The organism is uncultured Flavobacterium sp. (genome assembly GCF_951805225.1).
In the GTDB taxonomy this organism is placed as follows: domain Bacteria; phylum Bacteroidota; class Bacteroidia; order Flavobacteriales; family Flavobacteriaceae; genus Flavobacterium.
Window position 1 is genome coordinate 5,998,104 of sequence record NZ_OX638201.1, and the last position, 18,957, is coordinate 6,017,060.

At 33.1% G+C, this 18,957-nt stretch carries 14 protein-coding genes; 4 read left to right on the forward strand and 10 right to left on the reverse strand.

Annotated features, from left to right (window positions below; genetic code table 11):
* Positions 1-353: 353 nt before the first annotated feature.
* Complete coding sequence (locus tag WN975_RS25080) at positions 354-3,125, forward strand: bifunctional aconitate hydratase 2/2-methylisocitrate dehydratase (RefSeq protein ID WP_337968851.1); 2,772 nt, start codon at positions 354-356, stop codon at positions 3,123-3,125.
* 130 nt (positions 3,126-3,255) lie between these two features.
* On the forward strand, positions 3,256-5,520 hold the full coding sequence (locus WN975_RS25085; RefSeq protein ID WP_099712805.1) for an aconitate hydratase: 2,265 nt from the start codon (positions 3,256-3,258) through the stop codon (positions 5,518-5,520).
* A gap of 190 nt (positions 5,521-5,710) precedes the next feature.
* Here the strand turns inward: WN975_RS25085 and WN975_RS25090 are convergent, their stop codons facing one another.
* Entirely contained in the window at positions 5,711-7,108 is a 1,398-nt protein-coding gene (locus WN975_RS25090) for a kelch repeat-containing protein (RefSeq protein ID WP_337968852.1), read from the reverse strand.
* Between the two features lie 239 nt (positions 7,109-7,347).
* On the opposite strand from WN975_RS25090, the gene WN975_RS25095 reads away from it, so the two are divergent.
* Entirely contained in the window at positions 7,348-8,772 is a 1,425-nt protein-coding gene (locus WN975_RS25095; protein ID WP_337968853.1) for a LysM peptidoglycan-binding domain-containing protein, read from the forward strand.
* Here the strand turns inward: WN975_RS25095 and WN975_RS25100 are convergent, their stop codons facing one another.
* The 4 genes from WN975_RS25100 to WN975_RS25115 all read right to left on the reverse strand — a co-directional run bounded on the left by WN975_RS25100 (position 8,773) and on the right by WN975_RS25115 (position 12,308).
* Positions 8,773-9,165: a response regulator gene (locus WN975_RS25100; protein ID WP_337968854.1), complete on the reverse strand. Its 393-nt coding sequence runs from the start codon at positions 9,163-9,165 to the stop codon at positions 8,773-8,775.
* Positions 9,155-10,579 carry a HAMP domain-containing sensor histidine kinase gene (locus tag WN975_RS25105; RefSeq protein ID WP_337968855.1) on the reverse strand — a complete coding sequence of 475 codons (1,425 nt, stop codon included), beginning with the start codon at positions 10,577-10,579 and terminating at the stop codon, positions 9,155-9,157. Before WN975_RS25105 ends, WN975_RS25100 begins: the two co-directional genes overlap by 11 nt.
* Positions 10,580-11,147: 568 nt before the next feature.
* Positions 11,148-11,891: a PH domain-containing protein gene (locus WN975_RS25110; RefSeq protein WP_337968856.1), complete on the reverse strand. Its 744-nt coding sequence runs from the start codon at positions 11,889-11,891 to the stop codon at positions 11,148-11,150.
* A gap of 66 nt (positions 11,892-11,957) precedes the next feature.
* Positions 11,958-12,308: a hypothetical protein gene (locus tag WN975_RS25115; protein WP_337968857.1), complete on the reverse strand. Its 351-nt coding sequence runs from the start codon at positions 12,306-12,308 to the stop codon at positions 11,958-11,960.
* A 430-nt stretch (positions 12,309-12,738) separates the two neighbouring features.
* Here WN975_RS25115 and WN975_RS25120 point away from each other — a divergent pair, with 430 nt between their 5' ends.
* Entirely contained in the window at positions 12,739-14,151 is a 1,413-nt protein-coding gene (locus WN975_RS25120) for an amino acid permease (protein ID WP_337968858.1), read from the forward strand.
* A 317-nt stretch (positions 14,152-14,468) separates the two neighbouring features.
* Here WN975_RS25120 and WN975_RS25125 read toward each other — a convergent pair whose 3' ends face one another.
* The 5 genes from WN975_RS25125 to umuD all read right to left on the reverse strand — a co-directional run bounded on the left by WN975_RS25125 (position 14,469) and on the right by umuD (position 18,931).
* Positions 14,469-14,930 carry a DUF1810 domain-containing protein gene (locus tag WN975_RS25125; RefSeq protein ID WP_337968859.1) on the reverse strand — a complete coding sequence of 154 codons (462 nt, stop codon included), beginning with the start codon at positions 14,928-14,930 and terminating at the stop codon, positions 14,469-14,471.
* Positions 14,931-15,087: 157 nt separating this feature from the next.
* Positions 15,088-15,714, reverse strand: a complete 627-nt coding sequence (locus tag WN975_RS25130; RefSeq protein WP_337968860.1) for an alpha-ketoglutarate-dependent dioxygenase AlkB — start codon at positions 15,712-15,714, stop codon at positions 15,088-15,090.
* A gap of 48 nt (positions 15,715-15,762) precedes the next feature.
* On the reverse strand, positions 15,763-17,151 hold the full coding sequence (locus WN975_RS25135) for an exonuclease domain-containing protein (protein WP_337968861.1): 1,389 nt from the start codon (positions 17,149-17,151) through the stop codon (positions 15,763-15,765).
* A gap of 43 nt (positions 17,152-17,194) precedes the next feature.
* Positions 17,195-18,454 (reverse strand): Y-family DNA polymerase, encoded by a 1,260-nt coding sequence (locus WN975_RS25140; RefSeq protein ID WP_337968862.1) that lies wholly within the window; start codon positions 18,452-18,454, stop codon positions 17,195-17,197.
* A gap of 27 nt (positions 18,455-18,481) precedes the next feature.
* On the reverse strand, positions 18,482-18,931 hold the full coding sequence (gene umuD / locus WN975_RS25145; RefSeq protein ID WP_337968863.1) for a translesion error-prone DNA polymerase V autoproteolytic subunit: 450 nt from the start codon (positions 18,929-18,931) through the stop codon (positions 18,482-18,484).
* Between the last annotated feature and the right edge of the window lie 26 nt (positions 18,932-18,957).

The following is an 18,957-nucleotide window of genomic DNA, read 5'->3' on the forward strand; positions in this document are numbered from 1 at the left end:
TTTCTATTCGGAATGTAATTAATGTTGTTTGAAAAGGGGAGAAATTAACGTTCAAATGAGTAACTATAACGTTGTAAATTTTAATTTAGAAAGATTCTTAGCTAAAAATGGGGTAAAATCTGACTTCCTTTTTAACAACGAATTCCGACTTTGTTAAAGAAAAGATTTTAAAATATTAATAATTCATTTTTTTAATACAAAACTGCTATTTTGACAAAAACAAGCAGTCAAAATCGTTTTTTAACAATAATAATTTTTGAAAAGGCGACTTCTATTATATTTTTTTTAATTCTCGGCTTTAATACCTAAATTTGCGTACAAAAAAATAAAAATACCTAGAAAAGACTTTTATTATGAATATTTATCAGGATTACATCCAAGAAATTGAAGAACGAAAAGGTCAAGGGCTTAACCCGAAACCAATTGATGGTGCTGAATTATTAAGCGAAATCATTGAACAAATTAAAGATTTGAATAACGAGTATAGAGCAGATTCTCTTAACTTTTTTATTTATAATGTTGTACCGGGGACTACGAGCGCTGCAGGTACAAAAGCGAAGTTTTTAAAAGAAATTATTCTAGGCGAAGCTGTAGTAAAAGAAATTACTCCTGCTTTTGCTTTTGAATTATTGTCACACATGAAAGGTGGACCTTCTATTGAAGTTTTACTGGATTTGGCACTTGGTAATGATGATGCTATTGCAAACGAAGCAGCAAAAGTTCTTAAGACGCAAGTTTACCTTTATGAGGCAGACACAGATCGTTTAAAAGAAGCATTCAAAAATGGTAATGCAGCTGCGATCGAAATTATTAAAAGTTATGCTCAGGCTGAGTTTTTTACAACTCTTCCAGAAGTAGTTGAAGAAATTAAAGTAGTTACATATATTGCTGGTGAAGGAGATATTTCGACAGATTTACTTTCTCCGGGTAATCAGGCACACTCACGTTCTGACCGTGAACTTCATGGTAAATGTATGATTACGCCTCAGGCACAAGAGGAAATTAAAGCATTACAAGCAAAATACCCTGACGCAAGCGTTATGTTGATTGCTGAAAAAGGTACAATGGGTGTAGGTTCATCTAGAATGTCAGGAGTGAATAACGTGGCACTTTGGACAGGAAAACAAGCAAGCCCATATGTTCCATTTATTAATATTGCTCCAATCGTTGCAGGAACAAACGGAATTTCTCCAATTTTCCTGACAACTGTTGACGTAACAGGTGGTATTGGTTTAGATCTTAAAAACTGGGTTAAAAAGCTTGATGCAGATGGTAATATTATTCGTAATGAAAATAACGAACCAATCTTAGAAGAAGCTTACTCTGTTGCTACTGGAACTATACTTACAATAAATACAAAAACTAAGAAGCTTTATAACGGCGACAAAGAATTAATTGACATTTCTAAGGCATTCACGCCTCAGAAAATGGAATTTATAAAAGCTGGAGGATCATATGCAATTGTATTTGGTAAAAAACTTCAAACATTAGCAGCGAAAATTTTAGATATTGAAGCTCCACTTGTATTTGCTCCATCAAAAGAGATTTCTATTGAAGGACAGGGACTTACAGCGGTAGAGAAAATCTTCAACAGAAACGCTGTCGGAATCACTCCGGGTAAAGTATTACACGCAGGTTCAGATGTTCGTGTAGAAGTAAACATTGTAGGTTCTCAGGATACGACAGGTCTTATGACTGCTCAGGAATTAGAATCTATGGCTGCTACAGTAATTTCGCCAATCGTTGATGGTGCTTACCAATCAGGATGTCACACAGCTTCAGTATGGGATAAAAAAGCTCAGGCAAATATTCCAAAGTTGATGAAATTCATGAACGATTTCGGTTTAATTACAGCTCGTGATCCTAAAGGAGTTTATCATTCAATGACAGACGTAATTCATAAAGTTCTTAATGATATTACTATTGATGAGTGGGCTATCATTATTGGTGGTGACTCTCATACAAGAATGTCAAAAGGTGTTGCTTTTGGTGCTGACTCAGGAACAGTTGCTCTTGCACTTGCTACAGGAGAGGCTTCTATGCCAATTCCGGAATCTGTAAAAGTTACTTTCAAAGGAGAAATGAAAGATTACATGGACTTCCGTGATGTAGTTCACTCAACACAAGCTCAAATGCTTAAAAAGTTTGGTGGTGAAAATGTATTCCAAGGTAGAATTATTGAGGTTCATTTAGGAACTCTTACTGCTGATCAGGCATTTACATTTACAGACTGGACTGCAGAGATGAAAGCAAAAGCTTCTATCTGTATTTCTGAAGATGATACTTTGATTGAATCTCTTGAGATTGCAAAAAGCAGAATCCAGATCATGATCGGTAAAGGAATGGACAATGAAAAACAAGTTCTTCAAGGATTGATCAATAAAGCAGATAAGAGAATCACAGAGATTAAATCAGCTGAAAAACCAGCATTAACTCCAGATGCAAATGCCAAGTATTATGCAGAAGTTGTTGTAGATCTTGATCAAATTATCGAGCCAATGATTGCTGATCCAGACGTAAATAATGCAGACGTTTCTAAAAGATACACACACGATACAATCAGACCTCTTTCTTTCTACGGAGGAGAGAAAAAAGTAGATCTTGGATTTATTGGTTCTTGTATGGTTCACAAAGGAGATATGAAGATTTTAGCTCAAATGCTTAAAAATATCGAAGATCTTCACGGTAAAGTTGAGTTCAAAGCGCCGCTTGTAGTAGCGCCACCTACATATAACATTGTAGATGAACTTAAAGCTGAAGGTGATTGGGAAGTTTTACAAAAATACTCAGGTTTCGAATTTAACGATAATGCACCAAAAGGAGCAGCACGTACAGAATACGAAAACATGTTGTATTTAGAGCGTCCGGGTTGTAACCTTTGTATGGGTAACCAGGAAAAAGCAGCAAAAGGAGATACTGTAATGGCAACTTCAACACGTCTTTTCCAAGGAAGAGTTGTAGAAGATACAGAAGGTAAAAAAGGAGAGTCATTACTTTCTTCTACACCAGTTGTTGTATTGTCTACAATTTTAGGTAGAACTCCTACACTTGCTGAATATACAGCTGCAGTAGATGGTATTAGTCTAACTAGATTTGCACCTTCTCATAAACTGTTAGTGATGTAATCACACGATTAGTTATAATCATTATAGATAAAAAGCCTGAGTCAATAAACTCAGGCTTTTTCTTTTCTGGCTACTCTATTTTTCGTAACTTGTCATGTTCAAAATAACAAAAACAAAAACAATTATACTTATGGCTTTTGATATTGAAATGATTAAAAAAGTGTATGAGAACATGCCAGGTCGTGTTGATAAAGCACGCGAGATTGTTGGGCGTCCACTTACCTTAACAGAGAAAATTTTATACAATCACCTTTGGGATGGAAATCCAACTCAGGCGTTTGGCAGAGGAGTAGATTATGTTGATTTTGCACCGGATCGTGTTGCATGTCAGGATGCAACTGCTCAAATGGCATTATTGCAATTTATGCATGCCGGAAAGCCTAAAGTAGCAGTGCCTACAACGGTTCACTGTGATCACTTGATTCAGGCAAAAGTTGATGCCGCAACCGATTTGGCCCGAGCAAAAACACAAAGCAATGAAGTTTTCGACTTCTTGTCGTCAGTTTCTAATAAATACGGAATTGGTTTCTGGAAACCAGGAGCAGGAATTATTCACCAGGTAGTACTTGAAAATTATGCTTTTCCCGGCGGAATGATGATTGGTACCGATTCTCACACTGTAAATGCAGGTGGTTTAGGAATGGTCGCTATTGGTGTTGGTGGAGCAGATGCTGTAGATGTTATGTCAGGTATGGCTTGGGAGCTTAAATTCCCTAAATTAATTGGAGTAAAACTAACTGGTAAATTATCAGGATGGACAGCTCCTAAAGATGTTATTCTTAAAGTTGCCGGTATTCTTACTGTAAAAGGAGGAACTGGCGCAATCGTAGAATATTTTGGAGAAGGCGCAACTTCTATGTCTTGTACTGGTAAAGGTACTATTTGTAATATGGGAGCTGAGATTGGAGCTACAACTTCAACTTTTGGTTATGATGATTCTATGAGTCGTTATTTACGTTCTACAAACAGAGCCGATGTTGCCGATGCAGCAGATAAAGTAGCTTCTTACTTAACAGGAGATCCTGAAGTTTATGCTAATCCAGAACAATATTTTGATCAGGTTATCGAAATCAACTTAACAGAATTAGAGCCGCACTTAAACGGACCTTTCACTCCAGATTTAGCGACTCCAATTTCTAAAATGAAAGAAACAGCAATCAAAAACAACTGGCCTTTACAAATTCAGGTTGGTTTAATTGGTTCATGTACAAATTCATCTTACGAAGATATCTCTCGTGCAGCTTCTTTGGCAAGACAAGTAAGTGCTAAAAACTTAAAAACTAAATCTCAATTTACAATTACTCCAGGTTCAGAAGTTGTTCGTTATACAATCGAAAGAGACGGATTTATCGATACTTTCGAAAAAATTGGAGCAACCGTTTTTGCTAATGCCTGCGGACCATGTATTGGTATGTGGGACAGAGATGGAGCAGAGAAAGAAGAAAGAAACACAATCGTTCACTCTTTCAATCGTAACTTCTCAAAACGTGCAGATGGTAACCCAAATACTTTAGCTTTCGTAGGTTCACCAGAATTGGTAACCGCTATGGCTATTGCAGGAGATCTTGGTTTTAACCCTTTAACAGATACGTTAATCAACGAAGATGGAGAAGAAGTAAGACTTGAAGCGCCAACAGGAGACGAATTGCCTCCAAGAGGATTTGACGTAAAAGATCCAGGATTCCAGGTTCCTGCAGAAGACGGTTCAGGAGTTCAGGTTGTTGTAAGTCCAACATCGGAGCGTTTACAATTATTAGCTCCGTTTGATGCTTGGGATGGTAAAAACATTACAGGTGCAAAATTATTAATCAAAGCATTCGGAAAATGTACAACAGATCATATTTCTATGGCTGGACCATGGTTACGTTTCCGCGGACACTTAGATAATATTTCAAACAATATGTTGATTGGTGCCGTAAATGCATTCAATCAAAAAACAAACTCAGTAAAAAATCAATTAACAGGTACTTACGATGCAGTTCCTGCTGTAGCTCGTGCATACAAAGCGGCTGGAGTTCCGTCTATCGTTGTGGGAGATCACAATTATGGCGAAGGTTCATCACGTGAGCATGCTGCGATGGAACCACGTTTCTTGGGTGTTAAAGCTGTATTAGTAAAATCTTTTGCTCGTATTCACGAAACAAACCTTAAAAAACAAGGACTTTTAGGATTAACATTCGCTAATGAAGCAGATTACGATAAAATTCAGGAAGACGATACAATTAACTTTACTGATTTAACCGAGTTCGCTCCGGGAAAACCTTTAACGTTAGAGTTCGTTCATGCAAATGGAACAAAAGATATAATCTTGGCAAACCATACCTACAACGCAGGTCAAATTGGCTGGTTCGTTGCAGGTTCAGCATTAAACCTAATTGCTGCCGGAAAAGCTTAATCTTTAAGATTCAATTATACCAAGAACGCTCTGTGAAAACAGGGCGTTTTTTTTGTTTAGGAGCTATTTCCAGCTATCCACTATATCTTTTTTATGGCAGAAAAAGCCATAAAAAAGGATGCCGCTTCTATCTGGGCTAGGGCATTAGTTTGTGTAAGAAAAGACTTTTCTAAAATAAAAGATAAAATCATTAATCTGCTTTGGTTAAACTAGATCCTTCAGACAAAACTTTAATCCTGTTAATTTGTGTTGTTTCAAATTCATCAATAGAAATACTGTAGACATTTGCAGAAGGCGAGTTCGAGTAAGAATTTTCCGTTCTGCCTCCAAAAATATATAACTTGTTATTATGGTAATGCATGCTACATTCTTTTAATCCAAGATCAATGTTATATTCTTTCAATTGTTTTGAATTAATATCGTACACATACATTTTATTGTATTCAAAAAAGTAAATAATATTGTCGTGATAAGTTATGGCCGGTTTTTCTAAACCATTAAATAATTCCCCTTCAGTTTGCCATTTTTCAGTAGCCAAATCAAAAGTTTCGATCTCAGACAAAGGGTTTTCGTTATTGCCTCCAATCAGATAAATTTTGTTATTGATTAATACTCCCGAAACTTCTTTGGCAGTTGGCATACTTGCAAGTTCGTACCAAAAACCAGAGCTGATATTATAAAGATGTACTTTGTTTGTAAAGACTTTTTTATTGTTTTCAGTATTCATTTTTACAGAACCGCCTATTACTATAATATTGTCATTATAAGTAAAAGAAGCAGCGTTAGCAGCCTGATGCGGATTTGTTTTGTCAACAGTAATAGTCTGTTTTTCGATGTCAAACACCTCAATTTCATCTTGTAAATATTGAAATATACCGTTTGCAGATATTCTTTTTCCGCCTAGAACATAGATTTTATTGTCAAAATAATTAAGGTTATGATAAGCTCTCTTTTTAAATTTTGTGTCAGATATTTGCCAGGAATCTGTTTTAATATCGTAAATTAATAACTCGCTTTTGTATGCTAGGGTTATAAATTGAGAACGAAGTTTTTCTAAATATTTTTTTATAAAAGAGTCATTATCATCAAAGTTTTGATTTTGGGATTGCAATTCCTTGTATGCATCTGAATCAAAACTTGCATCACCACCAATAATATAGATTTTGTCATCTTTTAAAACAGATCCAAATGACGAAATTGCATGTTTTAAAGAAGCTAATTTATTAAAATCGAGTTTTGATTTTAGTCTTCTTTTCTGATTTGCCGAAATAGTTAATCCTTTTAAGCTTTCGACATCTTCAGGAAGAGAAACCTTAAAATTTAATTTTTTTAAATCGTTCACAGAGATTTTTGTGGTAACAAAACCAATATGAGAAAACTGTAAAGAGTCATTGTCTTTAAATTTAGAATCAAGTTTCAATGTAAATTCGCCTTTTGCATTTGTTAAAGTTCCAATATCGCTCGACAAAGCAAAAACATTAGTGTCTTCAATAGGAAGATCTGTTTTTTGAGAAACAACAATACCCTTTATATTTTGAGCTATTGAGATTAATGGTAAAAAAAAGAGAATTAAGAGTAGTTTTTTCACAAGTTTTCGGTTTTTGAGTTAGTTTCCCATTAAAAAGACTTATTTGTATAAAGTGTAGTGTTCCAAAATGTTGGCTCAATTTCTATGCCGATTCTGTTAATTTCAATAAAATTAGTTGTTAAAAAGCGTGTATCTTTTACATTAAAAAGTTAAATTCGCCTTTTAGGTAATATATTTTCTCTTTTTGAGTTTAAAATATTGTCTTAACTTAAAAAAGTATTCATTAAACTTTAATAGGTATGGTTTTTAGATTAATTATAGTATTGTTTTTTTTCAGTGTTGGTGTCTTTTCTCAGGAAAAGTTTATCAAGCACAAAATATCAAAAGGAGAAAATCTATCTGTAATTGCTAAAAAATATGGTGTAAAAACTAAAGACATTGAAGAGGCTAATCCCAATGCGCCTAAGGTTTTAAAATTAAATTCGGTTCTCTTAATCCCGAATAACAATAAAAAAGGTACTACGAAAAAAACTGAAATTGCTGCCAATACAACTCCTACTGTGATTTCAAATTCAGGTCAGCATGAAGTAAGGGAAAAAGAAAATCTTTGGGTAATTTCAAAAAAATATAATATTTCTGTTGATGATTTAAAGAAAGCAAATCCTTCTTTGGAAAATGAAGATTTGAAAATAGGACAGAAACTGAATATTCCTTCAACTGCTATTGTGTCAAATGAAAGGACAACGAAAAACCAGGATATAGAGAAGCCGGAAATAATTTCTTCGACAGATGTTGAGGTTGTTGTTGAGGTAAAACCAAAAGAAACTAAATATCTGATTGCAAAAAAATACGGAATAACAGTTGCAGAATTGGAACGTCAAAATCCATTTATCAAAAAGAAACTGCCTGTTGGATCTGTTTTGAAAATTAGAACTTCAAAAGAAAAAGCAGATCAGCAAATAAAAGATAGTTCTATTACGCCTCAAACTCAGGTTGCGGAAAATTTCGGAACAACTACAGAAACTACAAAGCCGGAAATTATTCCATCAACAGATGTTGAGGTAGTTATTGAAGTACAATCTAAAGAAACAAAGTATTCAATTGCTAAAAAATACGGAATAACAGTTAAAGAATTGGAAAAGCAAAATCCGTTTATAAAAGGGAAGTTGCCAGTGGGTTATGTTTTAAAAATCCGCACTTCAAAAGAAAAAGTTGATGCCGCAGCAGGTTTATCAATAACTCCGCAAAGCAATGATAATTTATCGACTCCAAGTCAGGTTGCTGATAATTCAGAGATTAAAAAAGATACAACTACAGTATTTAGAGTAAGTAATCATTCTGATTTAGTAAATCAATTGATTGTAAATGCAACCGAAAATATTGGAATACGATATCGATCGGGCGGAACCACAAAAGCAGGATTTGACTGCTCCGGATTAATGATTTGTACTTTTAATAATTTTGATATTAAGCTCCCAAGAAGTTCTATCGAGCAATCTAGAATTGGTATGAAAGTCAATTCAGAAGAAGCGCAAAAAGGTGATTTGATTTTCTTTAGAACCAATGGAAGAAGGCACATTAATCATGTTGGAATGGTAGTTGAAGTTTTAGAAGGAGAAATTAAATTTGTTCACTCTTCAACACATGGCGGCGTAATGATTTCTTCGACTAAAGAACCTTATTACGGAAGAACTTTTACACAGGTAAATCGCGTTTTGCAATAGTTACCATAAAAACTTAGTTTTCAATTCTTCAATGGGAAATGGTTTGTTTAAAAAATCAGTTACATACTCATTTTCTTCTATCAGTTTAATTTCGTCAGGATCTAAGGTTGACGAAAGCACATAAATCTGAACTCCTTTTTTTGCATCTTTACTGAGTTTGTGAAATTCATCCAGAAACTCAAAACCATTCATAATAGGCATTTGAATGTCTAGCAAGATGATAAGTGGTTGAGAGTTAATTCTTTTGTTATTGTTAAGCCATTGAATTCCTTCTTTTCCATTATTTGCAATAGATACTTGTTCAATACTAAAAACTTTTTTTAGTAATTGCTTCGTAACAAGCTGGTCGATCAGGTTGTCTTCAATTAACAAAAACAAAGAATTAAGTTCCATAGGCATTAGGAATCGTTACAATAAACTTGCTGCCAATATTACTTTCTGAAAACACAGAAATGTTTCCTTTAATATTCTCGACAGCTTCTTTTACAATATAAAGACCTAAACCAGATCCTTTATTTTTATTTGTACCATAATACATTTCAAAAATATAATCCTTGAACTCATCGTTGATGCCAATTCCGTTATCAGCAACTTCAATTTTATTAAAACCTTCCTGAATATAAGTTTTTATAGAGATGAACATTTCTTGTTTGCTATTATCAGCATATTTTATAGCATTAGAAATTAGATTACTGATAATGATTCTTAAACGCAAACCATCACTCTGAATTTCATCAATTAATAATTCTTGTTTAAAAGTTATTCTGTTTGCATTCTCAATATGCATCAATTGCGAAATAGCTTCATTAAACAAATCCTGTAAACTAACGGGTTCTACTATAATTAATTTTCGTTTATTTTTTGAATAATCTATAATGTCGCTAATAAATTGATCTTGTTTAGTGAGACTTTGATACATTAAACTCAGGTAATCTTTGATTTGATCAACATCGTCTTCCAATTGTGTGATTTCGATTAAACCTTTCAAAGAAGTTATAGGAGATCTCAAATCATGTGAAGCACTATAAACAAAGCGATCAAGTTCATGATTAACAAGAATCAGATTCTCGTTTTTAGCTTCGGTTTCTTTCTTTGAAAACAATAAACGTTTTACCATTATTGAATAATAAAGACAAACACTGCAAACTATAATCAAGATAAAAATAACGTTGAATATAGTTAGTAGGAATTTTATTTTTCGAGTTCCTTCGCCAAGTGTATTCGAAAAGTTTCGTTCGTTAATGGTTAGTTTGTCACTTATAACACTAATTTCCTGAAGAAATTTTTTCTGATCCTCAATACTTAGAATATTGTGATTTATCTTGGCATTGATTTGTTCGCCAATAACATATAATTTAAAGATTAATTGGTCTCCTTGACCCCATTCATTTATAGCTTTTGATAAATAAGAAACTTGTTTGAAGTTCACAAATAACCAAATCAAATCATCGAGATCTTCCTGATGGTTTCTGCCGACAAGTAGTGCTTTTCGGGCAACTTTATTATCTCCGGCTTTCATAAGGGTTTCACGGGCAATACCATCTCCTTGCGGAACCTTTAATTCTTCCTGATATAATTTCCATTGGTTTTTATCTTTGGTAAAAAGATAAGTTATGAGATGGCGCGAAGCATCTTTTTGACCTTTTGAATAGTGTGATTCACCGTTAACATATGCTCTGTTAGCAGATAAGATTTTGATTGTAAAAATGTTAATACAGATTAATAAAGCACAAGAAATAAATACGATTAATAAAAGAATAAAAACATTAGGAAAGCGTAGTTTTCTGAAAGAGTTGACTTTAAACATAATTTTTGAATTTGTAGGTTAGTAATTAGTTTTCTGTCTTGCAAAGTTTGCTTTGTAAGCGGTTTTTCTCTGTTTTAATAATCTTTTTGGGGCGATTATGTTTTGATTAAAAAGATAAACAATTGTTAATGAAATTTTTTAAATTTTAAGGCCGATTAACTCCTGTATCAAATTTAGCAAAAAAAGAATAGAGTTTAACGGATGATCTATTTTTTCATGTTAAATTTTATATTTAACATATAATTCATTGTAAATCAGTAATTTGTTTTTGTTTTAGAAGTAAGGAAGTACTATATGTGCTTTGGCTTAATCAGAATAGGATTGAATCTTAGTCCTTAAAGAAAAATAGAAATATAGCTGTAGAAGTTGTTTTTTGTTTAACAATTGGTTTTGTTTTAATGAATGCTTTTGTTTGTTAGATTTTTCAAAAGTCACTCTTGATATAAGTTTAAAATTTATTTTTGAAATAAACTCACTCTGAACATATTTATCTATTGTTTTAATTGAAAAAAGCCGCAACTTTTTATGGCTACAGCTTTTTTAGAAATCATGAGGTTATCTAAATATATCAGAGTTTTTCAAGAAATTTTTTCTTTTGTTCATTAAATTCATCTTCTGACAATATTCCACTTTCTTTCAATTTTGCTAATTTTTCAAGTTGGTCTAAAATATTAACTTCAGAAGCAACATTATTGACTGAGTTATTTGGTTTGGAAAGTTTATCTCTAACAAATTCAGAAAAAGTTCTTGCAGATAATTTTTCTATATTATCAATTTTGGCAGTATTTCCACTTGTATAAATTTTGATTCCTCCTAAAAGTAAACCAGTTTCGTATTGTATAGAAGAGATTTTGTCCAATGGAAAATCTTCTACTTTCAATCCATATAATATTCCTTTGTCAATAAAGACTAATCGTCTATTTGTTGAAATTAAAATGCCATGACCATTATTATAGGTTCCTTGGACAATATTGTCAATAATTTCACTTTGCGCCAATATATTTGGAAGCTCATTTATTTCTTTACGACCAAGAAAACTAGCAGAATTAGTTAAATTTAGTTGTCTTATTTGTATTTTAATTTCTTCAAGACGTGATAGAGCTTGCTCATTTTTGGTTGCTTTTTCGTCGAATAAATTTTTAATGTCATTTAAAGAATGATTTTTAAGTTTAAATGCCATTTTGGGATCTGCATTGTTGATTTTTTTAAAACAACTTGTACAAACAATGCTTCCATCATTTAATTTTCCGGAACCAAATGTTGGCGTATTTATAAATTTTAATTCTGTTGAACAAAGGATACAATTTGCCATAGATTAATTATTTTTAATTTAAAAAGGTTTTTTTTTTTTTTTTTGAATAGTTGTAGATACTTAAAACTAATTGCAATTAGCTTCGCCTAATAAAATTCCATGATCATCACCACTATTTAGATCTTTTGAAGAATTTACTTTTACAATTTTAACCCAGTTTGTCGTTGCGTTATTTTCTTTTAATATTTCGCATAAATATTCTGCATACCCATTTCGTATTGTTCCATCATCTTCTACACTTGCATAAAGTATATTATCGTCAGTTATTGTGGCATGTTTTATCTTTGGCTCTTTTTGAATTTCTGAAAGCGCTTTTTTATTATTTGAATCTTCGCTAGGCTTTATAGTTTTGCCACAACTGCTAGTGATGAACAAAAGGGCTAAAGGAATTATTAAAAAGAGTTGTTTTATTTTCATTTTGATATTTTTTTGATTTCGTGTTTATTTCTGATTTTCAAATGTAAACAGATGGAAAAGTATTATTTTATGGAAATCCGTAAACAAAATTATTATCTGAAATTTCTAACAAAACGTGATTTGCGTGAGGGATAGAGGCGGTATCCTTTTGTGAAGAGAAACGAAACTAAAGATATAGCCGAAAGCCCGACCCGAAGGGACACGCCCATAATATTAAGATCTATGTCTGAGTTAGAATTTAGTTTTGAAAAACTTCATTTTATCTGAATTTGAGTGATATAAATAAGAATATTATTTTAAAATTATATCGATTTCGTTAATTCGCATTTTAAGAACAAAACAGAACATCAAGAATTAGATATAAACTAATAATCAGAGTTATACAATCTCAGAAAAAAGTATATCTTTAACCAACCCAAAAACCAAAATAATGCAAGAAAACGACCAGGAAAATTTTAAAAGAGAACTCGGATTATTAGACGGAACCATGCTTGTTGTAGGTTCGATGATTGGATCCGGGATATTTATTGTAAGTGCCGATATCGCCAGACAAGTAGGTTCTGCGGGATGGCTAACGCTAATTTGGTTAATCTCAGGATTGATAACTATTATAGCTGCAGTAAGTTACGGAGAGTTGAGTGCAATGTTCCCAAAAGCAGGTGGACAATATGTGTATCTTAAAGAAGCTTATAATAAATTAATCGCGTTTTTGTACGGTTGGAGTTTTTTCGCCGTAATTCAAACCGGAACCATTGCCGCAGTTGGTGTGGCATTCTCAAAGTTTGCAGCTTATCTTTATGAGCCGCTAAGTGATGAAAATATACTTTATGAATTGGGTTCTTTTAAACTCAATGCGGCGCAATTAGTGTCGATTGTTACGATTATTTTATTGACTTTCATTAATAGCCGTGGTGTTAAAAACGGAAAGATTCTTCAAACTGTCCTTACGATTATCAAAATATTATCATTATTAGGTTTAATAGTTTTTGGATTAACATTAGGAGCAAAAGCTTCTATTTGGGATGCCAACTGGACAGATGCCTGGACACCGCGTTCGTATAATGCCGAAAGTGGTTCATGGTTACCAATTGGAGGAACAGCTTTGATTACGGGAATTTCTGCTGCAATGGTTGGATCGTTATTTTCAAGTGACGCTTGGAATGGTGTGACTTTTATCGCTGGAGAAATAAAAAATCCAAAACGAAATGTAGGTTTCAGTTTGTTCTTAGGAACTTTTATTGTGACAATTATTTATGTATTGACAAATTTGATGTATTTAGCGGTAGTTCCGTTAAACGAAATTGCAACAGCAAAATCAGATAGAGTAGCAGTTGTAGCTTCACATTATATTTTTGGAAATATAGGAACGTTGATTATTGCAATTATGATCATGATTTCGACTTTTGCCTGCAACAACGGATTAATTATGGCTGGTGCAAGAGTGTATTATACAATGGCAAAAGATGGTTTATTCTTTAAAAAAGCAGCTGTTTTAAATAAATCAAGTGTTCCGGCTTGGGCACTTTGGGCGCAATGTATTTGGGCTTCGGCTTTATGTTTGACAGGAAAATATGGAGATTTATTAGATTTCGTAATTATCATTGTATTGATTTTTTACATACTAACAATCTACGGAATCTTTATTTTACGTAAAAAAATGCCAGATCTCGAAAGACCTTATAAAGCATTCGGATACCCATTTTTACCAATGCTGTATATCGTGATTGCAGCGGCAATTTGTGTTTCGTTATTAATTACAAAATTTTCAACTTGTGGTTGGGGAGTATTAATTATGCTAACAGGAATTCCGGTATATTATCTAACAAAACCAAAAGAGTCTTAAAGGAAAGTTGCTAAGTTGCTGAGATACTAAGTTTCTAAGTTTAATATGATGTAAGTTTGCCCGCGGGTTTTACGGATTAAACGGATTAACGCGGATCTTTTATTACTCAATAATTGAATACAAAAAATGCCTTGTTTTTAGCAAGGCATTTTTTGTATAACTAAGAAGAAACAGAAATATAAAGTTTGACAAAGAAATCTGTGTAAACCCGTTTAATCCGTAAAATCTGTGGGCAAAAAAAAACACTACCAATTTGCAAAAGCAAAAAAACGTAGTGTCTTTTTAATTTAAATAATCTGGAAAAGGGTTAGTGCAAATTACACCATTTCAGTTTCGACAGATGATTTTATAGTTGAATTAATAATAGATAAGGTAAGAGGATCAGATTCTCCAGAGAAAAAAGCTTCTAAAACTTCCTGAAATACAGGATTTGTATTTTCAACCAAAGAGAAAAGCGTCATAGAAGAACGTAATTTACGCGCATCTAAATCACCTAAAATTCCATCAGCTGATTTTCTTTTAAATGTCAAAAATAACTCTGAAATTTCTATAAGATGTTTTCCTAAAATAGGATGTTCTAAATATTCGGTTGCTTCTTTGAGATCGTTAATGGCATAATAATTTGCATTATCACTTGTGCCTAATCCTTTAATCTGAGGAAAAATGAACCACATCCAATGTGTCTCTTTTTTTCCTTTTTTGATTTCAGAAAAAGCAGTAAGATAAAGTTTATTTTGTGCATCTAAAAAACGCAATAAATCATTGTTTGAATAAGCCATTATAGTAATGTATATATAAAAAAAGGTTGCAAAAGTAGTAAAAAAGATAGGTTCTGCCTAATAAAAGGTTCATGTACTGAGTATTTTAACTTTTAGAGGAGGAATTTTCCTCGTCGTTTCAGCGTTAAAATAAAACTCATTTTGAGTGATTTACAAATCATTCGCTTCGGTTAGTTCGTCTAAAGGTTAAATTGATTCTGGGCAATACATTTTTTGCCGTTTTAGGAACCTGATGTTGCCAGAAACTATTTGTTGTTCCCGCCATTAATAGAAAAGAACCGTGATGCAAAGGAATTTCTACTTGCGGAATTTCTTTGCGAAATTTATGGCGAAGCCTGAACATTCTGGTTTCTCCAAAAGTTACCGAAGCAATAATTGGGTTTGGTCCGGAGTTGTGTTCTTTGTCGCTATGCCACGAAACACCATCATTACCATTTCGATATAAATTGAGCAATAAACTATTAAATTCAATCTGAGTTTCTCTTTCGACACGGCCTCTAATCCTTAATAAATTATAAGTCCAGTCAGGGCCATTTTGATCTGCACCAACATTATCTTTGTCTTCATACCAGGAAATCATCCGCGGAGCCGTAACAATTTTATCATACATTTCCATTTCATATTCTCTCCATTTGGTTTGATGAAGTATTTTTTCATAAAAGCGATCAGATTCTTCTTTGGTAAAAAAGTTATCGATTAAAATAAGTTCTGCATCAGGCAGGTCAAATATTTTTTTTCCTTTTAAACCTGTGGCAAATAATTCGGTATCGCTAAATAGTGTCATAAGTCAATACTTTAAGTTTATAGCTCTATTTTTAAAATTAGATTAGTTTTATATTCCTGATTTTAGCAAGTTCTTGTTGAAAAAAACTTTTCGGGGATTTTTTTCTGCATAAGCAAAAATCAATTGCACAATATATTGGTTACTTTTATAAGGCGTAGCATAATTTTTTACTTCTGAAGGATCGGTAATCGCAACATCTAACGGAATATATCCCATACCATAAAAATGACCATTTTCTATCCAGATACAACTGCGTTCGTGCGCTGTTCTTCCTTTTTCTATAATGGCAAAAGTGGGTCTGTTGTTTAATAAAAAATCAATAGCATTGTCGACTTGTTCATTGTGAAGCGACGCATCCGGCAAATCTGTTATATCTTTATTTTGAAATATTTCTCCTTCTTCAGGTTTTGAATATTTACAAAACCTATAATCAATTTCAAATCGTTCTGCTAAACCCCGCAGTATATTTGTTGCTTCGTGTAAACTACTGAAATGCTCAATACAAGACTGAAATTTATTGAGTTTACCAATAGCCAGATATTTATATCCGTTGCGGGCTTCATATTCATACAATCCAAATTTTGGTTCAAATCGTTTTAAAGCTCTGTTGTAAGTTGGCCAAAGATGCTTAATTTCGGTACATTCTAATAAAAGTGCCATTAATTCATTGCCACAAACTTCAAAAGAAATTGAGTAAATATCCCGCAAGAAATGTTGCCTTTGCGGATTAATCTTATGTCCGCTAAAATGAGAAGCAACTCGTTTTTTTATATTAACTGCTTTGCCGACATAGATTACTTTTTTTACCTCATTATAAAAATAATATACACCTGGTTTTTCAGGTAAATTATTAAAATCTTCGGGCGGAAGGTTAGGAGGTAAACGTTGATCTTGTGCCGTGTTTTTGATCATTTGTTCAATATGACCTTCATCGTCCCATTCCAGTAATCGCGAAAATAATATTGCTGTAGCAGCTGCATCTCCACCGGCGCGATGTTGATTTTCTAAAGGAATGTCGAGCGAATTGCAAAGTTTTCCTAAGCTGTAAGAAGGGAAACCAGGTCTTATTTTTCGTGCTGCACGAACAGTACACAATTTTCTTGCTGTCCATTTAAAACCTGCTTGCTCGAGTTGATGACGAACGAATGAATAATCGAAATTGACATTATGAGCGACGAAAATTCGATCCGTAAGCATTTCTAATACTTTGTCTGAAATATCATCGAAGATTGGCGCATTAGCTACCATTTCGTTATTAATTCCTGTTAAGGCAAAAATCGAAATCGGAATTTCCTTTTCCGGATTAACGAGCGTTTCATATCGTTCAATCACGTTTTCTCCGTCATGAATGATAATGGCAATTTCGGTAATGCGGCTGCCACTGGCGTTTCCACCGGTGGTTTCGATATCTACTATGGCGTATTCTTGCTTTTTCATGTCTCTTTATATAACGTGAAAACGATTTTTTTATGTCGTTTTATTAAACTTTAACAGTGATAACATCTTTCAATAAAGTAGAAAACTTGGGCGATAATCTGTTTTGTTTCATTTTCCATTGACGTCCTAAAGATTGCACGCCGAATTTGATTTTATTATTCCCATAACTCTGATTCATTTTATCAATCGCACTCATTAAAGGTTGATGTTTAGGATTTGAAGTTTCAAATAAATTAAGTTGGGTTTCATTATTTGGTGTTAATCCCATTACAATTACTCCGGCTTTTTTATAACGAAAACCCTTTTTAAAAATAGCTTTAAATCCTTTTTGAGCAGCCTCATTAAGTTCTATTGTAGAATTGGTTGGGAAATCTGTTACAATGGTAATGCTTCGTGAATATTGTGATTCTTCGTTTTTTAAAAAACTAGTCTGGATAAAGACAGTTACCATATTACAATGACAATCCTGACGTCTTAATTTCTCAGCACAAGAAGCTGTAAATGTGCTAATTCGTTCTGATATTTCTTCATAAGTAGTATATCTTTTTTCGAAAGATCTTGTAGTGGCAATCATTTTCCGGTCTGCGGCTTCTTCTAATCCTAAAGTTGGTTTTCCTTCTAGTTCATGTTTTAATCGAAGGCCAACTACAGACATTTCTTTTCTTACCCAAGCATCCGGAAACTGGGTAAAGTCATAGGCAGTATTGATCTTTTTTAATTTAAGTCGTTTGGCGTGCTTTCTTCCAATTCCCCAAACATCTTCAATTTTTGTCCACTTTAATGCCTTAATTCTTTTTTCTTCAGAGTCAATACAATAAACACCCTGTGTACGATCTGCAAATTTTCGGGCAATTTTATTTGCAACTTTAGCCAAAGCTTTGGTAGGCGCAAAACCTATACTAACAGGAATACCTGTTCCTTGTGTCACTTCTTTCCGCATTTTTAAACCCAGCGTATTCAGATCAAATAAATCGTAACCTGAAAATTTCAGGAAAGCTTCATCAATACTGTAAACTTCGATTTCAGGAGTATAAGTTTGAAGCAGATTCATTACCCGATTGCTCATATCGCCGTACAGCGGATAATTAGAAGAATAAACAAAAATGTTCTTTTCTTTAAAAATAGATTCATACTTAAAAGCAGGAATCGCCATAGGTACGCCCAGAGCTTTAGCTTCATCAGAACGCGAAATAACACAGCCGTCATTATTAGAGAGAATAACGATAGGTTTTCCTCTTAAATGCGGCTCAAATACTCTTTGGCAAGAGGCATAAAAATTGTTACAATCGACTAAAGCAAACATTTCTAAACTTGTTTTTTTATTTCTATTTTAAAAAGATTTAATACTATGAATCACAATTCCCCAGATCACAAAATTATTTTCGGGAGTTACCTTTATAGGTTGATAATCTTCATTTTCGGCAATAAGCCAGATGATATCTTTTTCTATTTTAATACGCTTTACGGTAAATTCGCCATCAATTTGACAAACAGCAATTTTATTATTTTGTGGTTCCAGGCTTTTATCAATAATCAATAAATCACCATCATTGATTCCTGCATTTTTCATAGAATGCCCTTTTACTCTGGCGAAATAAGTGGTATACTTATGTTTGATAAATTCTTTGTTGAGATCAATCGATAATTCGATAAAATCATCAGCAGGCGAAGGAAAACCTGCGCTAATACCAACATCAAAAAAAGGCAGTTTTACTTCCGAACTTACATCTGGAATGTACAATTCTATTGAACATGTGGTATTTATATTTCTCAATTTCATAATCCCTTCGGAAATTTTATTTTTTA

Coding starts and splice junctions, on each gene's coding strand:
- WN975_RS25105 (WP_337968855.1), bottom strand. CDS start 10,579: ATGTTTAAAGTCAACTCTTTCAGAAAACTACGCTTTCCTAATGTTTTT.
- WN975_RS25100 (WP_337968854.1), bottom strand. CDS start 9,165: ATGGAACTTAATTCTTTGTTTTTGTTAATTGAAGACAACCTGATCGAC.
- WN975_RS25110 (WP_337968856.1), bottom strand. CDS start 11,891: ATGGCAAATTGTATCCTTTGTTCAACAGAATTAAAATTTATAAATACG.
- WN975_RS25080 (WP_337968851.1), top strand. CDS start 354: ATGAATATTTATCAGGATTACATCCAAGAAATTGAAGAACGAAAAGGT.
- WN975_RS25120 (WP_337968858.1), top strand. CDS start 12,739: ATGCAAGAAAACGACCAGGAAAATTTTAAAAGAGAACTCGGATTATTA.
- WN975_RS25135 (WP_337968861.1), bottom strand. CDS start 17,151: ATGAAAAAGCAAGAATACGCCATAGTAGATATCGAAACCACCGGTGGA.
- WN975_RS25095 (WP_337968853.1), top strand. CDS start 7,348: ATGGTTTTTAGATTAATTATAGTATTGTTTTTTTTCAGTGTTGGTGTC.
- umuD (WP_337968863.1), bottom strand. CDS start 18,931: ATGAAATTGAGAAATATAAATACCACATGTTCAATAGAATTGTACATT.
- WN975_RS25085 (WP_099712805.1), top strand. CDS start 3,256: ATGGCTTTTGATATTGAAATGATTAAAAAAGTGTATGAGAACATGCCA.
- WN975_RS25140 (WP_337968862.1), bottom strand. CDS start 18,454: ATGTTTGCTTTAGTCGATTGTAACAATTTTTATGCCTCTTGCCAAAGA.
- WN975_RS25115 (WP_337968857.1), bottom strand. CDS start 12,308: ATGAAAATAAAACAACTCTTTTTAATAATTCCTTTAGCCCTTTTGTTC.
- WN975_RS25125 (WP_337968859.1), bottom strand. CDS start 14,930: ATGGCTTATTCAAACAATGATTTATTGCGTTTTTTAGATGCACAAAAT.
- WN975_RS25130 (WP_337968860.1), bottom strand. CDS start 15,714: ATGACACTATTTAGCGATACCGAATTATTTGCCACAGGTTTAAAAGGA.